Raw genomic sequence first — 19,078 nt, 5'->3', positions numbered from 1 at the left:
CCCCGCTCTAGCAACCTGGTCGCGGCGCACGCCGGGCCTGTCCCGATTTGCCGCCCGCGCGCGGCCCATCACTGAGTCCGCAGGAACACCAAGACCTTATGACGGAAACCGTAGCACTCAAGATCATCCAGCGCATCGCCACCGAACTGTCCGTCCAGCCGCGCCAGGTCGCGGCCGCAGTGGAACTTCTCGACGAAGGCGCGACCGTTCCGTTCATCGCCCGTTATCGCAAGGAAGTGACCGGCAATCTCGACGACACGCAACTGCGCAATCTCGAGGAGCGCCTGCTCTATTTGCGCGAGCTGGAAGACCGGCGCGCGGCGATCATCGCGAGCATCGACGAACAGGGCAAGCTCACCGACGAGCTGCGCGGCGCGATCGAAGGCGCCGACAGCAAACAGGTGCTCGAAGACCTCTATCTGCCATACAAACCGAAGCGCCGCACGCGCGCGCAGATCGCGCGCGAAGCCGGCTTGCAGCCGCTCGCCGACGCGCTGCTCGGCAATCCGCTGCTCGATCCGCAAGCCGAAGCCGCGGCGTACGTGGACGCGGACAAAGGCGTCGCCGATGTGAAGGCCGCGCTCGACGGCGCGCGCGACATCCTCTCCGAACAATTCGGCGAGACCGCCGAACTGCTCGGCAAGCTGCGCGACTATCTGTTCAACCAGGGCGTGGTGTCGTCGAAGGTCGTGGAAGGCAAGGAAACCGCGGAAGAGGAGAAATTCCGCGACTACTACGACTACGCCGAAACGATCCGCACGGTGCCGTCGCATCGCGCGCTCGCACTGTTCCGCGGCCGCAATGCCGGCGTGCTGATGATCAAGCTCGGCCTCGGCGAAGAGCTCGATGCGCAGGTGCCGCACCCGGGCGAAGCGCTGATCGCGCGGCACTTCGGCATCGCCAATCAGAATCGCCCCGCCGACAAGTGGCTCTCCGACGTGTGCCGCTGGTGCTGGCGCGTGAAGGTGCAGCCGCACCTCGAAAACGAGCTTCTGACCAATCTGCGCGACGAAGCCGAACACGAAGCGATCCGCGTGTTCGCGCGCAATCTGAAGGACCTGCTGCTCGCGGCGCCGGCTGGTCCGAAGGCCGTGATCGGTCTGGATCCGGGCTTGCGCACCGGCGTGAAGGTGGCGGTGGTCGACCGCACCGGCAAGGTGCTCGCGACCGACACGATCTACCCGCACGAGCCGCGCCGCGACTGGGACGGCTCGCTCGCGAAGCTCGCGCGAATCGCCGCGCAAACGCAGGCCGAGCTGATCAGCATCGGCAACGGCACCGCGTCGCGTGAGACGGACAAGCTCGCGAGCGAGCTGATCGCGCGTCATCCGGAGCTGAAGCTGCAGAAGATCGTCGTGTCCGAAGCCGGCGCGTCGGTGTACTCGGCGTCCGAGCTTGCCGCGAAGGAATTCCCCGCCATGGACGTGTCGCTGCGCGGCGCGGTGTCGATCGCGCGACGTCTGCAGGACCCGCTCGCCGAGCTCGTGAAGATCGAGCCGAAGGCGATCGGCGTCGGCCAGTATCAGCACGACGTGAATCAGCGCGAACTCGCGCGCTCGCTCGACGCGGTCGTCGAAGACTGCGTGAATGCGGTCGGCGTCGATGCGAACACCGCGTCGGTCGCGCTGCTCGCGCGGGTGTCGGGTTTAAACGCAACGCTCGCGCGCAACATCGTCGACTATCGCGATGCGAACGGGCCGTTCCCGTCGCGCGAGCATCTACGCAAGGTGCCGCGTCTCGGCGACAAGACCTTCGAGCAGGCTGCCGGCTTCCTGCGCATCAATAACGGCGAGAATCCGCTCGACCGTTCGTCGGTGCACCCGGAAGCGTATCCGGTCGTCCAACGCATCCTCGCGAAGATCAGTAAGCAGGTCGGCGAAGTGCTCGGCAATCGCGACGCGTTACGCGGAGTGTCACCCACCGAATTCGTCGACGAGCGTTTCGGTCTTCCAACCGTGCGCGACATCCTGGTCGAACTCGAGAAGCCGGGCCGCGATCCGCGTCCCGAGTTCAAGACCGCGACGTTCCGCGAAGGTGTCGAGAAGGTCAGCGACCTGATCCCGGGCATGGTGCTCGAAGGCGTCGTGACGAACGTCGCGGCGTTCGGCGCGTTCATCGACGTCGGTGTGCATCAGGATGGCCTCGTGCACGTGTCGGCGATGTCGACGAAGTTCGTGAAGGACCCGCATGAGGTCGTGAAAGCCGGTCAGATCGTCAAGGTCAAGGTGCTCGAAGTCGACGTGAAGCGCCAGCGTATCGCACTGACGATGCGTCTCGACGACGAACCCGGTGCAGCGGCCGCGCGCAGCGGCGGCGGTGCGCAGCAGGATCGCGGTGGCTCGGGCGGCAGCTTCAATCGCGGCGGAGCGGGACGCGGTGCGCCGCAACGCTCGCGCGAACCGGAGCCGGGCGGCGCGATGGCGGCTGCGTTTGCGAAGCTCAAGCAGAAGTGAGCGTCACGGACCGGAGCACGTCGTCGCACGCGCTCCGGTCCGTGACATGACTGCGTCGCGCGCTCAACCGCTTGCACGCGCGCATGAACAAAAAGCCCACGCAATGCGTGGGCTTTTTGTTTGCGCTCCCTGTTTGCGCTCCCTGTTTGCGCTCCCTGTTTGCGCTCCCTGTTTGCGCTCCCTGTTTGCGCTCCCGCACATCACGCGCGAGCCGTCAAATCTCGATCTTCGTTCCCAGTTCCACGACCCGGTTAGCCGGGATGCTGAAGAAGTCGGTCGGCTTCGCGGCGTTCTGATGCATCCACGCGAACACACGCTCGCGCCATACCGACATGCCCGGCAATTGCGTCGGCACCACCGTTTCGCGCGCGAGGAAGAATGACGTGTCCATCAATTCGAAGCTCATGTCGTGCGTGCGGCCGACGTCGAGCAGCACCGCCTTCACGTCGGGCGTTTCGTTAAAGCCGTAGGCTGCCTTCACCAGCCACAGGCCACCGTTCACGTCCTTCACGGTCACGCGATCGGCGTCCTTCACGTACGGAATGTCGCGCGTGACGAAGGTCAGAAAGATCGTGCGCTCGTGCAGCACCTTGTTGTGTTTCAGATTGTGCAGCAGGCTCACCGGCACCAGCGAATCGCTGCCGGTCAGATAGATCGCGGTGCCCGACACGCGATGCGGCGGATGCGCGAGCAGGCCTTGCAGGAACGGCATCAGCGGAATACCGTCGGCGGCCGTGCGTTCCTTCACGATCATCCTGCCCTTGAACCACGTCATCAGCAGGAAGAACAGCAGGCCGCCGATGCACAGCGGCAACCAGCCGCCCTCTTCGACCTTCAGCAGGTTCGCGCCGAAAAAGCCCAGGTCGACCACCATGAACACGCCGATGATGAGCCCAACCAGCAGTTTGTTCCAGTTCCACACCTTCACCATCACGACGCAGGCAAGGATCGTCGTGATCACCATCGTTGCCGTCACCGCGATACCGTACGCGGCCGCCAGATTGTCCGAGCTCTTGAACGCGATCACGATGCACAGGATGATGAACAGCAGCATCCAGTTCACGACCGGCACATAGATCTGCCCGATCGCGAGTTCGGACGTGTGCAGGACCTTCATGCGCGGCACGTAGCCGAGCTGGATCGCCTGGCTCGTCAGCGAGTACGCGCCCGAAATCACCGCCTGCGACGCGATCACCGTCGCGACCGTCGACAGCACGACGAGCGGCAACAACGCCCAGTCCGGCGCTAGCAGGAAGAACGGATTTTCGATCGCCTTTGGGTCGTGCATCAGCAGCGCGCCCTGGCCGAAGTAGTTCAGCACGAGCGAAGGCATCACGAGCACGTACCACGCCATGCGGATCGGCTGCGCGCCGAAGTGGCCCATGTCCGCGTACAGCGCCTCCGCGCCGGTCAGCACCAGCACGACCGAGCCGAGCACCACGTAGGCCTGCAGCACGTGCGCGGCCATGAACGTGTACGCGTAGTAGGGATTGAGCGCCTGGATCACATTCGGCGATTGCATGATGTGCCACAGGCCGAGCACGGCGAGCACGAGGAACCAAAGCGTCATGATCGGCCCGAACAGACGGCCGACCGTGGCCGTGCCGTGCCGCTGGATCCAGAACAGCACGATCAGGATCACGACGGTCAGCGGAATCACCAGATGCGCCAGATGCGGCGCGGCGATTTCGAGACCTTCGACCGCCGAGATCACCGAGATTGCCGGCGTGATCACCGCGTCGCCGTAAAACATGCAGGCGCCGAAGATGCCGAGCATCATCAGAAGGCCGGCCATTTTCGATTTCTGATCGACCGAGCGCATCGCCAGCGCCATCAGCGCGAGGACGCCGCCCTCGCCGTTGTTGTCGGCGCGCATCACGAACAGCACGTACTTAACGCCGACCACGATCACGATCGCCCAGAACAGCAGCGAAATAACGCCAAGGATCGACTGATCGGTCAACGGGATGCCGTGCGACGGACTGAAGGCTTCCTTCAGCGCGTACAACGGGCTCGTACCGATGTCGCCGAACACCACTCCGATCGCGGCAATCGCAAGGGAAGGCAGTGGCTGTTTGTGTACGTGATTGTTATCTGTCATGGACGCGAGGAAATCCGTTCCCGGGCGGAAAAAACGACCGCTATTTTAAACTGCCCATCCGGTACCGCCCGGCTTGTTGTGGATACGCCACGTGGATGTCCGCGCAGTGTAGCACTGCGATATGGACGCGCCTGTCGCGGTGCGGACGTCCTGGCGCCGCGCGTGACGCATACAAAAACGGAGCCCGACTGGACTCCGTTTTGTGACACCGCGATGACGCGCGAGATCCGATGCGACAAAGCGTGAGGCGCGCGGCTTCGCGTCAATTGCCCGACGCCTCATCGGCCTGGGCGATGCCGCGCTTGATCCACGCGCCGAGGTTATGCGGACGCACCGTGTCCCACTCCTCGAACGGCTGATGAATCCACGGGTTGGTCGGCAGATACTGCACGTGGTAATCGGGCTTCACCTTCGAGCAGCCCTTGTACCACAGCACGGCCGAGCGCACCGCGGTGATGGCCGGATAGCGTTCCTTCAGATGCTGCTGCACGCGCGCGAGCGTGACGCCCGAATCGACGAGGTCATCGACGAGCAGCACGTTACCGTGCAGTTCGCCGCGCGTCATCGTGATGTATTGCGCGATGTCGAGTTCGCCCTGCTGCGTGCCCGCTGCCTCGCGATAAGAGCTCGTTGCCAGAATCGCCAACGGCAGATCGTAGATGCGCGACAACTGGTCGCCGACGCGCAGACCGCCGCGCGCGAGGCACAGGATCTTGTCGAACTTCCAGCCCGATTCGTGCACGGCAAGTGCGAGCATCTCGATCAGCCGGTGATATTCGTCCCAGCCGACCCACAGGTTCTTGTCGTCGTTGCGCGGATCTTTCATCGCGATCATGGGTACATCTTGCATCGCTTAGACCTTGAACGGATGACGCAGCAGAATCGTTTCGTCGCGGTCTGGACCGGTGGAGACCATGTCGATCGGAATGCCCGCGACTTCCTGCACGCGCCTCAGGTACGCACGCGCGTTGGCGGGCAGCTTGTCCCACTCCTTGATGCCGACCGTGCTTTCCTTCCATCCCGCAAAGGTTTCGTAGACCGGTACGCAGCGCGCGACTTCCGTCGCGCCGCGCGGCAGCAGATCGACGTTGTGGCCGTCGATCGTGTAGCCGACGCACAGCTTCACTTCGTCGAGACCGTCGAGCACGTCGAGCTTGGTCATGCACAGCCCCGTCACGCCGTTGATCTGGATCGAGCGACGCAGCGCGGAGACGTCGAGCCAGCCGGTGCGGCGCGGACGGCCGGTGACCGAGCCGAATTCCTTGCCGACGGTGGCGAGTTCGAGGCCGATCGGGTCCTGGCGCGAAGCATTGTCCGCATCGTACAGTTCGCTCGGGAACGGGCCCGAACCGACACGCGTGCAGTACGCCTTCGTGATGCCGACGATGTAGTTGAGCTTCTGCGGACCGACGCCCGCGCCCGCCGTCGCGGCACCCGCGACGCAGTTGCTCGAGGTGACGAACGGATAGGTGCCATGGTCGATGTCGAGCAGCGTGCCCTGCGCGCCTTCGAACAGCAGATTGCCGCCGTTCGCGTTGACGTCGTAGAGACGGCGCGACACGTCGGTAACCATCGGCTTCAGTCGGTCGGCGTAGCTCAGCATCGTGTCGAGCGTTTGCTGGAAGTCGACCGCGGCGGCGCCGAGGTACTGCGTGAGCACGAAGTTGTGATAGTCGAGGTTTTCGCGCAGACGCTCGGCGAAGGCTGGCGCGTCGAACAGGTCCTGCACGCGCAGGCCGCGGCGCGCGACCTTGTCTTCGTAGGCCGGGCCGATGCCGCGGCCGGTCGTGCCGATCTTGCTCGCGCCGCGGCGCGCTTCGCGGCCCTGGTCGATCGCGATGTGGTACGGCAGGATCAGCGTGGTGGCTTCGGAAATGAACAGGCGCTTCTGGACGTCGATGCCGGCGGCTTCGAGTTCGCCGATTTCCTTGAACAGCGCTTCCGGCGACAACACGACGCCATTGCCGATGTAGCACGCGACGCCGGGATGCATGATGCCCGACGGAATCAGACGCAAGATGGTTTTCTTGCCGCCGATGATAAGCGTGTGACCGGCATTGTGACCGCCCTGGAAGCGAACGACGCCCTGAGCGTGGTCCGTCAGCCAGTCGACGATCTTGCCCTTGCCCTCATCACCCCATTGGGTACCCACGACGACGACGTTGCGCCCGGGGTTCACATTCACTGCGCTGGCAGACATGTTGTTTCGTAAGCTGGTTAAAAACGTATTTTACCTAGGTTCGCGGAAGCTTCCGGAATTTTTCCGTTTCCGCTCAACGGTATGCACGTTATGTTGAGTATCGGGAGGGATGCGCGGCCGTGCAGAGTCGCGCGACCGCGCGCGATTCGGGCGGTGGTTGCGCCGCCCTCGGGCGAACGTCGGGGGACGGGTCCCCGGCAGCGTAGATCGGAACGCGCGGCTCAAGCGCGCGGTTCAACCACCCATGCGCCATTGCGCTCGACCAGCACCCGGTCGAACGCGAATTCATCGAGATCGTGCTTGTGGCCAGGCAGCGCCTGGATGACCACTTCACCGCCATCGCGCAATGCCGCGACCGCCACGCGCAACGCTTCGTCGTGCCGCCACGGCGCGAGGATCGCGCTGCTGCGCGCTTCCACCGGCGAGATCCGCGCGACTTCGCGCAGATCCAGCGAAAAGCCGGTTGCCGCGCGAGCGCGGCCATAGGCCTGACCGACGTGGTCGTAACGGCCGCCGCGCGCGACCGCGTTCGGCACGCCGTCCACGTAAGCGGAGAACATCACGCCGCTGTGGTACGCGTAGCCGCGCAGATCGGCGAGGTCGATCATCACTTCGGCGCCGTCGACCTGGCTCGCGAGGAACGCGAGGTCGTCGAGCGCGCGGGCGATCGCCGGTGAATTCGGCAGACGCGCGCGGGCCTCTTCGAGCACCGACGCGTCGCCGTACAGCGTCGGCAGCGCGCGCAGCGCATCGCGAATCACCGGCGAGAATTGCGCGGTCATCTCGACCAGGCGCGGCACGTCCTTGCCGGCCAGCGCGTCGTAGAGCGCCGGGCCGAGTTCCTCGGCGGCCGGCTCGGCTTCGATCAGCGCCGCCAGCACGCCCGCGTGACACAGGTCCAGACGCACCTTCGCGAGGCCGGCGAGACGCAGCGCGTCGAGCATCAGCTGCTGGATTTCGAGGTCCGCTTCGAGCCCCGCGTGGCCGTAGATTTCCGCACCGATCTGGATCTGCTCACGCGTCGCATGCAGGCCGCGCGGGCGCGTATGCGCGACGTTGCCCGCATAGCAAAGACGCGTGACGCCCTGGCGGTTCAGCAGATGCGCGTCGATGCGCGCGACCTGCGGCGTGATGTCGGCGCGCAGACCGAGCGTGCGGCCCGACAGTTGATCGACGAGCTTGAAGGTGCGCAGATTCAGATCGTGCCCACCGCCCGTCAGCAGCGACTCGAGGTATTCGAGCAGCGGCGGCATCACCATTTCGTAGCCGTACGAGCGGAAACGGTCCAGCAAATGACGCCGCAATTCTTCGATCTTGCGGGCCTCCGACGGCAGCACGTCGGCGATATTCTCAGGAAGCAACCAGGTCGACATCGATACAGTCCTACGGCGTTGAACACGGCGTCTTGCAGCGCCGATGATGAGTGTGAATGACGTAGAGCGGCTTGATTCTGGCGGCTGACACAGACGCCCGGGCGGCGCTTTGCGGCACGCGCGCGACGCGCGGCGGCGTGGCCGGTCAGTACGCGTTTTGCTCGGGCCGGCAAAACACGCCGCAACACGCGGCGTTCATCAGACAAGCAAGCCGGCTTCAGGTCGCGATGAACAGTAGAACCAGCCCGAGCAACATCACGATGAGCCCTCCGACACGAATCTGATGCGGCGGTCGTTCCGCTATTTTACGGAACGTGTCGCGCCAGGCGGTTGGAAAAACGAACGGAAACATCCCCTCGATAATCAGCATCAGCGCGATCGCGAGCAATAACGAACCAGCTATGTCCATGCGAGTGAAGCGGCCGCGATGCGGATGCCGCGGCCTTCGGTAATCAGCGTTTGCGCGCAGCAGGCGCGGAAGCGTCCGGGGCGACGCCGCCGGTCGGGCTACGCATGAAGCGGAAGAACTCGCTACTGGAGTCGACCACGATCAGGTCGCCCGGCTTGAAGGTCTTCCGGTACGCCTGCATGCTTTGATAAAACTGGTAGAACTGCGGATCCTTGCCGAACGCTTCGGCAGCGATCTCCGCGGCCTTTGCATCGCCTTCGCCGCGAATGCCCTGCGCCTGCGCGAGGCCGTCGGCGAGCACCGCCTGCTGCTTGGCGAGCGCGTCCGCGCGGATCTGATTCGCTTCGGCGGCGCCCTTCGCTCGCTCGTCCGCCGCGACCTGCTTGCGCGCGGCGATCATGCGCTTGAATACCGAGTCGGCCACCGCGGCCGGGAAATCGACGCGCGTGAGTTGCACATCCACGACCGATACGCCGAGCGATGCCGCGCCCTTGTCCATCGCACCGCGGGCCTGTTCGGCGACCGCCGGTTGTTTGGCGAGCGCGTCGGACAGCGTGAACTTGCCGAACGCGTCGCCGAGCGCGCCGCGCGACAGCAGCGCGAGCCGGTCGGGCAGACTCTGCGGATCACCCTTCGTTTCGGCGATCAGCTTCAGCGGATCGGTCACGCGGAACTTGATGACCGGGTTGACCAGCAGATCGGTTTTGTCGGACGTGACGTAATGATCTTCGTCGGGTGCGTCGAGCGACTGGATGCGATTGTCGACGAACGCGACCGTTTGCAGCGGCGGCGGCAGCTTCACGTGCAGCCCCGGGCCGAGCAGCGTGGGCGTCGCGTCGCCGCGCGCGGACAACACAGCCATATGCCGTTGATCGACGACGAACACCATCGACGATGCCGCGAACAGCACGATGACGACCGCGACGACGAGCGCAATGATTCGGTTCATATTCTTGTGCGCTCCTTATTGAACGTCGTCTTCGCGCATGCGATTGCGGAACGCTTCGCGCGAGCGCAGCGACGCGGCGCTCGGCCGGCTCGCTGGCGCAGGCGCGGAAGCAGCGGGTGCGGATGCGCCATCGGCGGCGGAGCCTGCCGCGGCACCGGTCTCAGCGGCCGACGCGGCCGACGGCGCGGCCGCACTCGCCGCTTGCGGCGCGCCCGCGACAGCAGCACCCGAAGCGGCGGCGCCCGCCGCCGCGGCCTGGCGTTCGCGGTTCTGCTCGACGAGCCTGTCGAGCGGCAGATACAGCACGTTGTTGCCGTTCTTCGCGTCGACGAACACCTTGGTCGCCTTCGCGTAAATCTGCTGCATGGTTTCCATGTACAGGCGGAAGCGCACGACGGCCGGCGCCTTCGCGTATTGGGCGTAGACCTGGTTGAAGCGCTCGGCCTCGGCCTGCGCCTGCGCGACCGTGGTCTGGCTATAGGTTTTGGCTTCCTGGACCTGACGATCGACGTCGGCCTGCGCGCGCGGCAGAAGATCGGCCGCATAAGCCTGCGCATCGCGTTTCGCGCGTTCGTTTTCGTCGTGCACCTTCGCAGCGTCGGCGAACGCCGGTTGCACCTGCTCGGGCACCTGCACGCTCTGGATCGTCACGCCCGTGACTGCCAGACCGGACTGGTACTGATCGAGCGATTGCTGGATCGCCGCGATCAGCTGCTGGCGCAAAGTTTCGTGATCCTGATCGAGGATATCGCTAGTGCTCTGCGCGCCGACGATGCCGCGCACCGCCGCCTGCGCGGCGTGCATCACGCTCTGATCGGGATCGACGCTGCGAAACAGAAAGTCGTTGGGATTGCGCACCTGGTACTGCACGGCGAAGCGCACGTCGACGATGTCGCCGTCGTGCGTGAGCATTGACGCGTCCTTCACGTTCGCGAGACGCACCACATTGCTACGGCCGATCTCGACCTGGCGGATCTGCCCGACATTGACGAACTCGTGGGACTCGAACGGAAACGGCAGACGCCAGTGCACGCCCGGCGCCGCGGTATAGCGATACTTGCCGAACTGCAGCACGACGGCCGCCTGGCCATCCTGCACGACGAACACACCGCTGCCGAGATAGATCGCGATCAGCACGCCGATCACGATGCCGACGCCGATGCGCGCGCCACGGCCGTTGTCAGGACGGCCACCGCCGACACCGCCGCCCCTGCGCCCGAAAATCCGGGACAGACGGCGATTGAAATCGCGCCACATTTCGTCGAGGTCGGGCGGACCTTCACCGTCGCGTGCCGGTCGCTTCGGATCGTTCGGCCGTTGCCGGTCGCCGTTGCCGTCGCCCCGGCCCCAACGCGGATCGTTCAGTGAAAGCAAGGCGCGCATACGCAGCCAGATACTCCGCTCGTTGTAATCGTTCACCTGTGTTCGTTCACCAGAGTAGACAGCGGGTCAGTGCAATTTTGGAACGGGTCAGTGCCCGAGTTCTGGAACCTTGTGGTCGTCGCGCAGTTGCGCCGCGCGGTCATCTTGCGACGCATCGAACGGCATGTCGGCAAGCGGTTCGGCTGTAGCGATTTCGGCGATGGCAGCGCGCAATGCATCCAGCCCCTGCCCGGTGCGCGCGCTCAAAAAGACGCGCGAAATATTACCATACTCGTCCCGCTCGACCGCGTCGCCACGGGCTGCCAGCTCTGGCACCGCGTCGATCTTGTTGAACACGAGCACCTGACGGATCGTGTCCGCGCCGATCGCGTGCAACACCTCGTTGACCTGATCGATCTGGTCGAGCCGCACCGCGCTCGATGCATCGACGACATGCAGCAGCAGGTCCGCGTGAATGGTTTCCTCGAGCGTCGCGCGGAACGCGGCGACGAGCTGGTGCGGCAGCTCGCGGATGAAACCGACGGTATCGGACACCACCACCTGCCCCGCTTCGTCGCCCAGATACACGCGCCGCGAGGTGGTATCGAGCGTGGCGAACAACTGGTCGGCGGCATACGCCTGCGCCTTGGTCAGCGCGTTGAAGAGCGTCGATTTGCCGGCGTTCGTGTAGCCGACGAGCGACACCGACATCGTCTGGTTGCGATTCCGCGCCCGGCGTTGCGTGCCATGCTGGCGGCGCAGCTTGTCGAGGCGGATCTTGAGCGCCTTGATGCGCTCGCCGATCAGCCGGCGGTCGGTTTCGAGCTGCGTCTCGCCTGGACCGCGCAATCCGATACCGCCCTTCTGGCGTTCGAGGTGGGTCCACGCGCGAATCAGCCGGGTCGACAGATATTGCAGCTGCGCGAGTTCGACCTGCAGCTTGCCTTCGTGGCTGCGCGCGCGCTGCGCGAAAATGTCGAGGATCAGACTGGTGCGATCGACCACGCGCCGATTAAGCGCCCGCTCCAGATTGCGCTGCTGCGCAGGCGCCAGAGCATGGTTGAAGATCACGAGTTCGATGTCGTTTGCTTCGCACGCAAGGCGCAATTCTTCGGCCTTGCCGCTGCCGACGAACATCTTCGCGTCGGGACTGGAACGGCGTCCGGTGAGGGTGACCAGGGGGTTCGCGCCCGCGCTTTGCGCGAGCAGGCTGAGTTCTTCGAGACTGGCTTCGAAATCGATCTTGCCGAAGTCGATGCCAACGAGCGCTGCATTGATCAAATTGGAGGGTATCAAAATGACGCGGCCGGGAGTGATCGCCAACGGGCGACAGTGTGCCGGCCGCGGCGAGGGTTAGGACTGTTCGGAATCCGGGTGGAAATTCACCGGACGGGCAGGCACGACCGTCGAAATGGCGTGCTTGTAGACCATCTGGGTGACCGTATTCCGGAGCAACACGACGTACTGGTCGAACGATTCGATGTTCCCTTGAAGCTTGATGCCGTTGACCAGGTAGATCGACACCGGCACATGCTCTTTACGCAGTGCGTTCAAAAACGGGTCTTGTAACAATTGCCCTTTGTTGCTCATAGCAAACTCCGTATTTTTTTGCAGGTTGACTGAATTGACGGCGAAGAAAAAGAGATCCGCCGCCAACCGCTACACTATAGCTGATTTTCATTTCGACGCGCGGGCCCGGGACCCCCGGCCAAACCCAGCATACACGCGGGTTTCAGCCCAGGTTTAAGACCAGCTTCAGCTTGCTTCAGCCTTTGTCCGCGTAAGGGTTCGTCGACGATCTGAACTCTATTCGCAATGGAGTCCCCGTCAGCTTGAAAGTTTCCCGGAAGCGATTTTCGAGGTACCGCTTATACGTGTCGGTGATCGCGTCGAGCGCATTGCCGTGAATCACGATAATCGGCGGATTCTGTCCGCCCTGGTGTGCGTAACGCAGCTTCGGACGCACTGGACCGCGACGGCGCGGCTGCTGGAATTCGACCGCCTCGATCAGCGCGCGCGTCAGCTTCGGCGTCGGCAGCTTCGACATCGCGGCCGTGTACGCGTCGTCGACCGAACGCATCAGCGGCCCGATTCCGGTTTTTTCCGCGGCGGAAATGAAATGGAATTTGGCGAAGTCCAGAAATTTTAGTTTGCGTTCGAGGTCGGCTTTGGTGCGCTCGCGCACATGCGGATCGAGACCGTCCCATTTGTTCACGCCAACCACCAACGCGCGGCCCTGCTCGACGACGAAGCCAGCGATGTGCGCATCCTGATCCGAGATGTCCTGACGCGCGTCGAGCAGCAGGATCACGACGTTCGCATCGGAGATCGACTGCAGCGTCTTCACGACCGAGAACTTTTCGATCGCCTCGAACACCTTGCCGCGGCGGCGCAGGCCGGCCGTGTCGATCAGCGTATACGGCTTGCCGTTGCGCTCGAAATCGACGTAGATCGAGTCGCGCGTAGTGCCGGGCATGTCGAATGCGATCACGCGCTCTTCGCCGACCAGCGCATTGATCAGCGTCGACTTACCAACGTTCGGCCGGCCGACGATGGCGATCTTCACGCCGCGCGCTTCCTTGTCTTCCTCGCTCTCTTCCGGCTGACCGGCATACGCGACTTCGAGCGCCTCGTTGATCATGTCGGTGACGCCGTCGCCGTGCGCGGCCGAAATCGCGCGCGGATCGCCGAGACCGAGTTCGTAGAAGTCGGCCGCGACGTTGGCGTACTTCATGCCCTCGGCCTTGTTCACAACGAGGAAGATCGGCCGGCCGACCTTGCGCAGATAGTCGGCGATCGACTTGTCCTGCGGCGCGAGACCGTTGCGCCCATCGACGATGAACACGACGACGTCCGACTCTTCGACCGCCTGGCGGGTCTGGCGCGCCATCTCGTGCAGGATGCCGTCTTTCGCGACCGGCTCGAAGCCGCCGGTGTCGACGACCAGATACGGCCGCTCGCCGGCGCGTCCTTCGCCATAATGGCGATCCCGCGTGAGACCGGGCAGGTCGGCAACCAGCGCATCACGCGAACGCGTAAGGCGGTTGAACAGCGTGGATTTCCCCACATTGGGGCGCCCAACGAGGGCAATAACGGGTTTCATCTGATGTTGTTCACGGTGAAACGCGGGATCGCAACCGATCGCGCGCGTAGCGACGCCAGGCGGCCGCCACGGGGTGGCGTTCTGACGAAATTATCACGAATTCAGCCTGCTCCGGATGCGCGATCGATTTGCGCATCCAGGCGGACGGGAGTGGGCTGCACAGACGCCGCCGGGGGCGCCTGCTTCAGACCGGGCTGCTCGACGGCTGACGCGCTCGTGTTCGAGGGCGTCTTTAATTTGCAAGGCCGCCGACGAAGCGCACGCGCCGCCTTGCATGCCGGCGGCCACAGCCTCGATCCGACTTGCCGGACCAGCCCATCCGGCGATTTTTTCTATTGAGCCTGCCCGATCACGCGACGGGCAGCATGGCAACCCGACGCAGGAGCCGCACGCCAAAGCCGGCGCAGACTTCAATTAAAAAGCGCGCGGCCGGCAAAGCCGGCCTGCGCGCCTGACATCATCTATCGCGATCAGCGCGGACGATAGCCGAACAGGCCGCCGTCGCGCGTCTGTACGACCAGCGTGTCGCCAGCCAGCACCGGCGCCGCGGTAATCGCGCTGCCGTCGGTCTTCACTCGTGCGACGAGCGTGCCGTCGACGGTCGACAGGAAATGCACGAAGCCCTTGTAGTCGCCGAACACGGCCGCGCGGCCGAGCAGCGTCGGCACGCTCAGGTCGCGGTTCTTCAGCGTGTCGTTCTTCCACAGTACCGAGCCGTTGTTCACGTCGAATGCGGACACGACCGACCAGTCGTCGGCGGCGACCACGCTGCGCTCATCCTGCGCGAGGCCGGTCGTGCTCGAGAACGGCTTGCCCCACAGCGCGCGGCCCGAATTGGCGTCGAAACAGCCAATCTGGCCCTGGAACGTCACGGCGCAGGTTTCCGAACCCACCAGCGTGGGCGGGCCGGTCACGTCGTTGATACGCTCGACCTCGGTCACCCCCTTCGGATACGACACCGGCGTCTGCCAGTAGGCGTCGCCCGTCTGCAAGTTGATCGCGGCGAACGAGCCGCCCGGGAAGCCGGCCAGCACGGCCGCGTCACCTGCGAACGTCATGCCCGACGACACGCGCAGGTTCAGCGGCACGGCGCGGTTGCGGAAGTTCCACTTCTGCTCGCCGGTTTGCGCGTTGAACGCGACGATCTGGCCGTCGATCGTGCGCACGATCACGAGGCCGTTGCCGACGAGCGGCGGCGTAATGAGCTCGCCCGGCGCCTTCGCGGTCCACAGCTGCTTGCCGTCCGCGCCTAGCACGTACACGTCGCCCTTCAAGCCACCGACCGCGGTGAGCGTGCCATCGCTGCCGACGCCCGCCGACAGATCATCGTGCAACTTGACGCGCCACACGTCCTTGCCCGTTTGCGCGTCGATCTTGGCAACCGTGCCATTCGTGCCGGCAGCGTACACGGCATTGCCGACCGCAACCGGCGAGAACAGGTAGCGGCCCGCCTTGCCGACGCTCGCCGACCAGGACTGCTGCACGTCGAGCACGGGTTTGAACTCGGTGAGCGGCGTCGGCACACGGCGCTCGTCTTTCGTGGATGAGCAAGCCGCCAGCGTGAGAATGGTCATCGCACAGATAACGGGCACGGCGTAACGTTTCAGCAGATTCATCGGTGGACGAAGCATTCAGGAAATTGGATTAAAGGAGACCGCCTTGCGGTCGTGGCTCGCGGCGCGCCGCGCGGGACGCTCAGCCGCCAAGCGCATCCAGCTTGAACTGGATCAGCTGGCGCGCCGAACTGTCGCTGTTCGACAGCGAGTCGAGCGCCAGCTTGTAGGCCGCGCGCGCGTCGTCGCGCTTGCCCTGGGCGGCGAGCAGGTCGCCGCGGCGGTCCGCCACGACGCCCTTGAAGGCATCGGATTGTGGCTCGGCCAGGAGCGCGAGGCCCTGGTCGTATGCCTTGTCGTCGAGCAGCAGCGATGCCATGCGCAGCTTCGCGATCTGCTTGAACTCGTCGTCCTTCGCGTGATCGATCGTCCATTGCAGCTGCGCTTTCGCGCCGGCTTCGTCGCCAGCGGCGTACAGCGCCTTGGCGGCGCCCAGCGCAGTCATCTGCGCGTAGGCAGTGCGGCCGAACTTGTCTTCCATGTCGGCGGCGACGCGCGCAATCTGCGCCTTATCGCCCGATGCCGCGGCTTGCTGAGCCTGGTCATACAGCACCGCGGCTTCCGCGGCCTGACGACGCTGCCAGAAATTCCAGCCGTTCCAGCTCGCGCCTGCCAGCAACACCACCAGCACGATCCACGTGGTCGCATTGCCCCACTGCGTCCACCATGCCTTCAGACTTTCAATCGATTCTTGTTCGTCGTGGTAACTCATCGCCCGGCGATTTCCTCATTCTTGCTACGTGTGCGTGTCGAGCCAGCCGGCCCAACGACATCGCGATCAGTCGTCGCCGTCTTCGGCGGATGCAACCATCGCATTGATTAGATATTCGGTCAAGTCTTCGGCGGGCACGTTCTGTTGCTCGTTCTTACCGCCGTGGGCTTGCGTATCGCGCAGCGGTTTCACGCCGACCGTGCCGTTGGCGATCTCATCTTCGCCGAGCACGACCGCGAACGCGGCGCCGCTCGCGTCGGCGCGCTTCATCTGCGACTTGAAGCTTGCCGACTGACCGTCCGCGCTGCAATGCAGGATCACGTCGAGACCGGTATCGCGCAGACGCTCGGCGATGATGAACGCCTGCTCGCGCGCGGTGTCGCCCTGATGGACCACGTACACGTCGCAACCTTCGTCTTCCGGCACGAGCTGTTCTTCCTTCAGCAGCTCGAGAATCCGCTCGACGCCCATCGCCCAGCCGCACGCAGCCGTCGGCTTGCCGCCGAGCTGTTCGATCAGCGGATCGTAGCGGCCGCCCGCCGCGACCGTGCCTTGCGCGCCGAGTTTGTCGGTCACCCACTCGAACACGGTCAGATTGTAGTAATCGAGACCGCGCACGAGACGCGGATTGATCGTGAACGGAAGGTTGTTCGCCTTCAGCAGACGCTGCAGAGCTTCGAAGTGCGCGCGCGATTCTTCCCCAAGAAAATCGATCAGCTTCGGCGCGTTCCGCGCAACTTCCTGCAGCGCAGGATTCTTCGTATCGAGCACGCGCAGCGGGTTCGTATAGAGACGGCGCTTCGCGTCTTCGTCGAGCACGTCTATGTGCTTTTCGAGATACGCGATCAGTTCGACACGATGCGCGGCGCGCTCTTCAGCGAGGCCCAACGAGTTGATTTCGAGCTTGATGCCAGTCAGGCCGAGGTCGTCCCACAGACGCTGGCACATCATGATGATTTCCGCATCCGCATCCGGACCCGCGAAACCGAGCGCCTCGACACCGACCTGGTGGAACTGGCGATAACGGCCGCGCTGCGGACGCTCGTGACGGAACATCGGACCGATATACCACAGACGCTTCGGGCCATCGTACAGCATGTTGTGTTCGATCGACGCGCGCACCACGGCCGCCGTGTTTTCCGGGCGCATCGTCAGGTTTTCGCCGTTCAGTGCGTCGGTGAAGCTGTACATCTCTTTTTCGACGATGTCGGTCACTTCGCCGATACCGCGTGTGAACAGCTGCGTATGCTCGACGATCGGCGTGCGGATATTCTGGTATCCGTACGAACGCAGCATCGACTTGACGGTGGTTTCGAAAAATTCCCAGAGCCCGGCTTCCTGCGGAAGGATGTCGTTCATGCCCTTCACGCCAGACAGCTTCTCGAGCTTTTTCTTCTGTTCAGTCATCTGTGTTTCGATAGCCGGTTTTTAGTTGAGCGCGTCGGCGCGGCCATAGCGGCGCTCGACGTAGTCGCTCACGATTTGCTGGAATTCTTGCGCGATGTGCTCGCCGCGCAGCGTCTTCACCTTTTCGCCGTCGATGAACACCGGCGCGGCCGGATTCTCGCCCGAGCCCGGCAGGCTGATGCCGATATTCGCCTGCTTCGATTCGCCCGGACCATTGACGATGCAGCCCATCACCGCGACGTGCATCTGCTCGACGCCGGGATACTGGTCGCGCCACACCGGCATCTGCTGACGCAGATAGGTCTGGATCTGCGACGCGAGTTCCTGGAACAGCGTGCTCGTGGTGCGGCCGCAGCCGGGGCACGCGATCACCATCGGCGTGAACGACCGGAGGCCCATGGTCTGCAGAATTTCCTGACCGACGATCACTTCGCCTGTGCGCGACGCGCCCGGTTCCGGCGTCAGCGAAATACGGATCGTATCGCCGATGCCCTGCTGCAGCAGAACCGACAGCGCCGCGGTTGACGCGACGATGCCCTTCGAGCCCATGCCCGCTTCGGTCAGGCCAAGATGCAGCGCGAAATCGCAACGGCGCGCGAGTTCGCGGTACACGGCAATCAGATCCTGCACGCCGCTGACCTTGCACGACAGGATGATCTGGTCGCGCCCGAGGCCGAGTTCGACCGCACGTTCCGCCGAGCCGATCGCCGACTGGATCAGCGCTTCGTACATCACGCTTTGCGCTTCCCACGGAGTGGCGCGCGAGCCGTTTTCGTCCATCATCTTCGCGAGCAGGTCCTGGTCGAGGCTGCCCCAGTTCACGCCGATGCGCACCGCCTTGTCGTATTTGACCGCCGTCTCGATCATCTGCGCGAACTGCGTGTCGCGCTTCGCGCCGTGCCCGACGTTGCCCGGATTGATCCGGTACTTCGACAGCGATTCCGCGCAGCCCGGATAGTCGCGCAGCAGCAGGTGGCCGTTGTAATGGAAGTCGCCGACGAGCGGCACCATCACGCCCATGCGGTCGAGTTGCTCGCGGACCGCCGGAACGGCCGCCGCCGCTTCCGGCGTATTCACGGTGATACGCACCAGTTCGGACCCGGCTTGCGCCAGTTCCTTGATCTGGATAGCGGTACCGATCACGTCGGCGGTGTCGGTGTTGGTCATCGACTGCACGCGCACCGGCGCATCGCCGCCGACGGTCACGAGCTGGCCGCCCCAGCGGACGTTGACCGCATGCGACTTGCGCCGCATCGCGGGGCCGCCGAACACCGGCTCGTCTGAAACGATCTTGCTACAGGATTGGGATTGAGCTTCGGTTTGCATCGAAAAACCCATTTACGCCGCACGCGCTATGCAAAAACGCAGCGCCTGAATTGAAAAAGCGCCGCGGACC

Annotated in this window: 15 protein-coding genes; 1 reads left to right on the top strand and 14 read right to left on the bottom strand. The window is 64.2% G+C overall.

The window, feature by feature from the left end:
- Window positions 1–98: 98 nt before the first annotated feature.
- Window positions 99–2,453 carry a Tex family protein gene (locus tag HDG33_RS02935; protein WP_184022448.1) on the top strand — a complete coding sequence of 785 codons (2,355 nt, stop codon included), beginning with the start codon at window positions 99–101 and terminating at the stop codon, window positions 2,451–2,453.
- Window positions 2,454–2,667: 214 nt separating this feature from the next.
- Here HDG33_RS02935 and HDG33_RS02930 read toward each other — a convergent pair whose 3' ends face one another.
- From HDG33_RS02930 to ispG, 14 genes are all read right to left on the bottom strand, one after another.
- Entirely contained in the window at window positions 2,668–4,554 is a 1,887-nt protein-coding gene (locus tag HDG33_RS02930) for a potassium transporter Kup (protein WP_184022446.1), read from the bottom strand.
- Between the two features lie 262 nt (window positions 4,555–4,816).
- Window positions 4,817–5,404, bottom strand: coding sequence for a phosphoribosyltransferase (locus tag HDG33_RS02925; protein WP_260330293.1), 588 nt, complete (start codon window positions 5,402–5,404; stop codon window positions 4,817–4,819).
- A gap of 3 nt (window positions 5,405–5,407) precedes the next feature.
- The gene (locus tag HDG33_RS02920; RefSeq protein ID WP_184022444.1) at window positions 5,408–6,754 is read right to left on the bottom strand and encodes an adenylosuccinate synthase; all 1,347 of its coding nucleotides are present in this window, start codon (window positions 6,752–6,754) and stop codon (window positions 5,408–5,410) included.
- Between the two features lie 221 nt (window positions 6,755–6,975).
- A complete protein-coding gene (locus HDG33_RS02915; protein ID WP_090800718.1) occupies window positions 6,976–8,127 on the bottom strand; it encodes an ATP phosphoribosyltransferase regulatory subunit in 1,152 nt (383 codons plus the stop codon).
- A 217-nt stretch (window positions 8,128–8,344) separates the two neighbouring features.
- Window positions 8,345–8,536, bottom strand: a complete 192-nt coding sequence (locus HDG33_RS02910) for a DUF2065 domain-containing protein (protein ID WP_090800720.1) — start codon at window positions 8,534–8,536, stop codon at window positions 8,345–8,347.
- A 43-nt stretch (window positions 8,537–8,579) separates the two neighbouring features.
- Window positions 8,580–9,485 carry a protease modulator HflC gene (gene hflC / locus HDG33_RS02905; protein ID WP_184022442.1) on the bottom strand — a complete coding sequence of 302 codons (906 nt, stop codon included), beginning with the start codon at window positions 9,483–9,485 and terminating at the stop codon, window positions 8,580–8,582.
- Between the two features lie 15 nt (window positions 9,486–9,500).
- Window positions 9,501–10,904, bottom strand: coding sequence for an FtsH protease activity modulator HflK (gene hflK / locus HDG33_RS02900; protein ID WP_184022439.1), 1,404 nt, complete (start codon window positions 10,902–10,904; stop codon window positions 9,501–9,503).
- 51 nt (window positions 10,905–10,955) lie between these two features.
- Window positions 10,956–12,170: a GTPase HflX gene (gene hflX / locus HDG33_RS02895; RefSeq protein ID WP_184022437.1), complete on the bottom strand. Its 1,215-nt coding sequence runs from the start codon at window positions 12,168–12,170 to the stop codon at window positions 10,956–10,958.
- 30 nt (window positions 12,171–12,200) lie between these two features.
- Window positions 12,201–12,437, bottom strand: a complete 237-nt coding sequence (gene hfq, locus HDG33_RS02890; RefSeq protein WP_006051315.1) for an RNA chaperone Hfq — start codon at window positions 12,435–12,437, stop codon at window positions 12,201–12,203.
- Between the two features lie 175 nt (window positions 12,438–12,612).
- Window positions 12,613–13,950 carry a ribosome biogenesis GTPase Der gene (gene der / locus HDG33_RS02885; RefSeq protein ID WP_184022435.1) on the bottom strand — a complete coding sequence of 446 codons (1,338 nt, stop codon included), beginning with the start codon at window positions 13,948–13,950 and terminating at the stop codon, window positions 12,613–12,615.
- Window positions 13,951–14,420: 470 nt separating this feature from the next.
- Window positions 14,421–15,566: an outer membrane protein assembly factor BamB gene (gene bamB / locus HDG33_RS02880; protein ID WP_184022433.1), complete on the bottom strand. Its 1,146-nt coding sequence runs from the start codon at window positions 15,564–15,566 to the stop codon at window positions 14,421–14,423.
- Between the two features lie 79 nt (window positions 15,567–15,645).
- Window positions 15,646–16,275, bottom strand: a complete 630-nt coding sequence (locus HDG33_RS02875; RefSeq protein ID WP_184022432.1) for a tetratricopeptide repeat protein — start codon at window positions 16,273–16,275, stop codon at window positions 15,646–15,648.
- A gap of 66 nt (window positions 16,276–16,341) precedes the next feature.
- On the bottom strand, window positions 16,342–17,682 hold the full coding sequence (gene hisS, locus HDG33_RS02870) for a histidine--tRNA ligase (RefSeq protein ID WP_184022430.1): 1,341 nt from the start codon (window positions 17,680–17,682) through the stop codon (window positions 16,342–16,344).
- A gap of 21 nt (window positions 17,683–17,703) precedes the next feature.
- Window positions 17,704–19,020 (bottom strand): flavodoxin-dependent (E)-4-hydroxy-3-methylbut-2-enyl-diphosphate synthase, encoded by a 1,317-nt coding sequence (gene ispG / locus HDG33_RS02865; RefSeq protein ID WP_184022427.1) that lies wholly within the window; start codon window positions 19,018–19,020, stop codon window positions 17,704–17,706.
- Window positions 19,021–19,078: the final 58 nt, after the last annotated feature.

The organism is Paraburkholderia sp. Cpub6, assembly GCF_014201065.1.
GTDB classification, from domain to species: Bacteria; Pseudomonadota; Gammaproteobacteria; order Burkholderiales; family Burkholderiaceae; genus Paraburkholderia; species Paraburkholderia tuberum.
The sequence above is the reverse complement of the archived record's forward strand: the minus strand, read 5'-3'. Positions and strand labels throughout refer to the sequence as shown.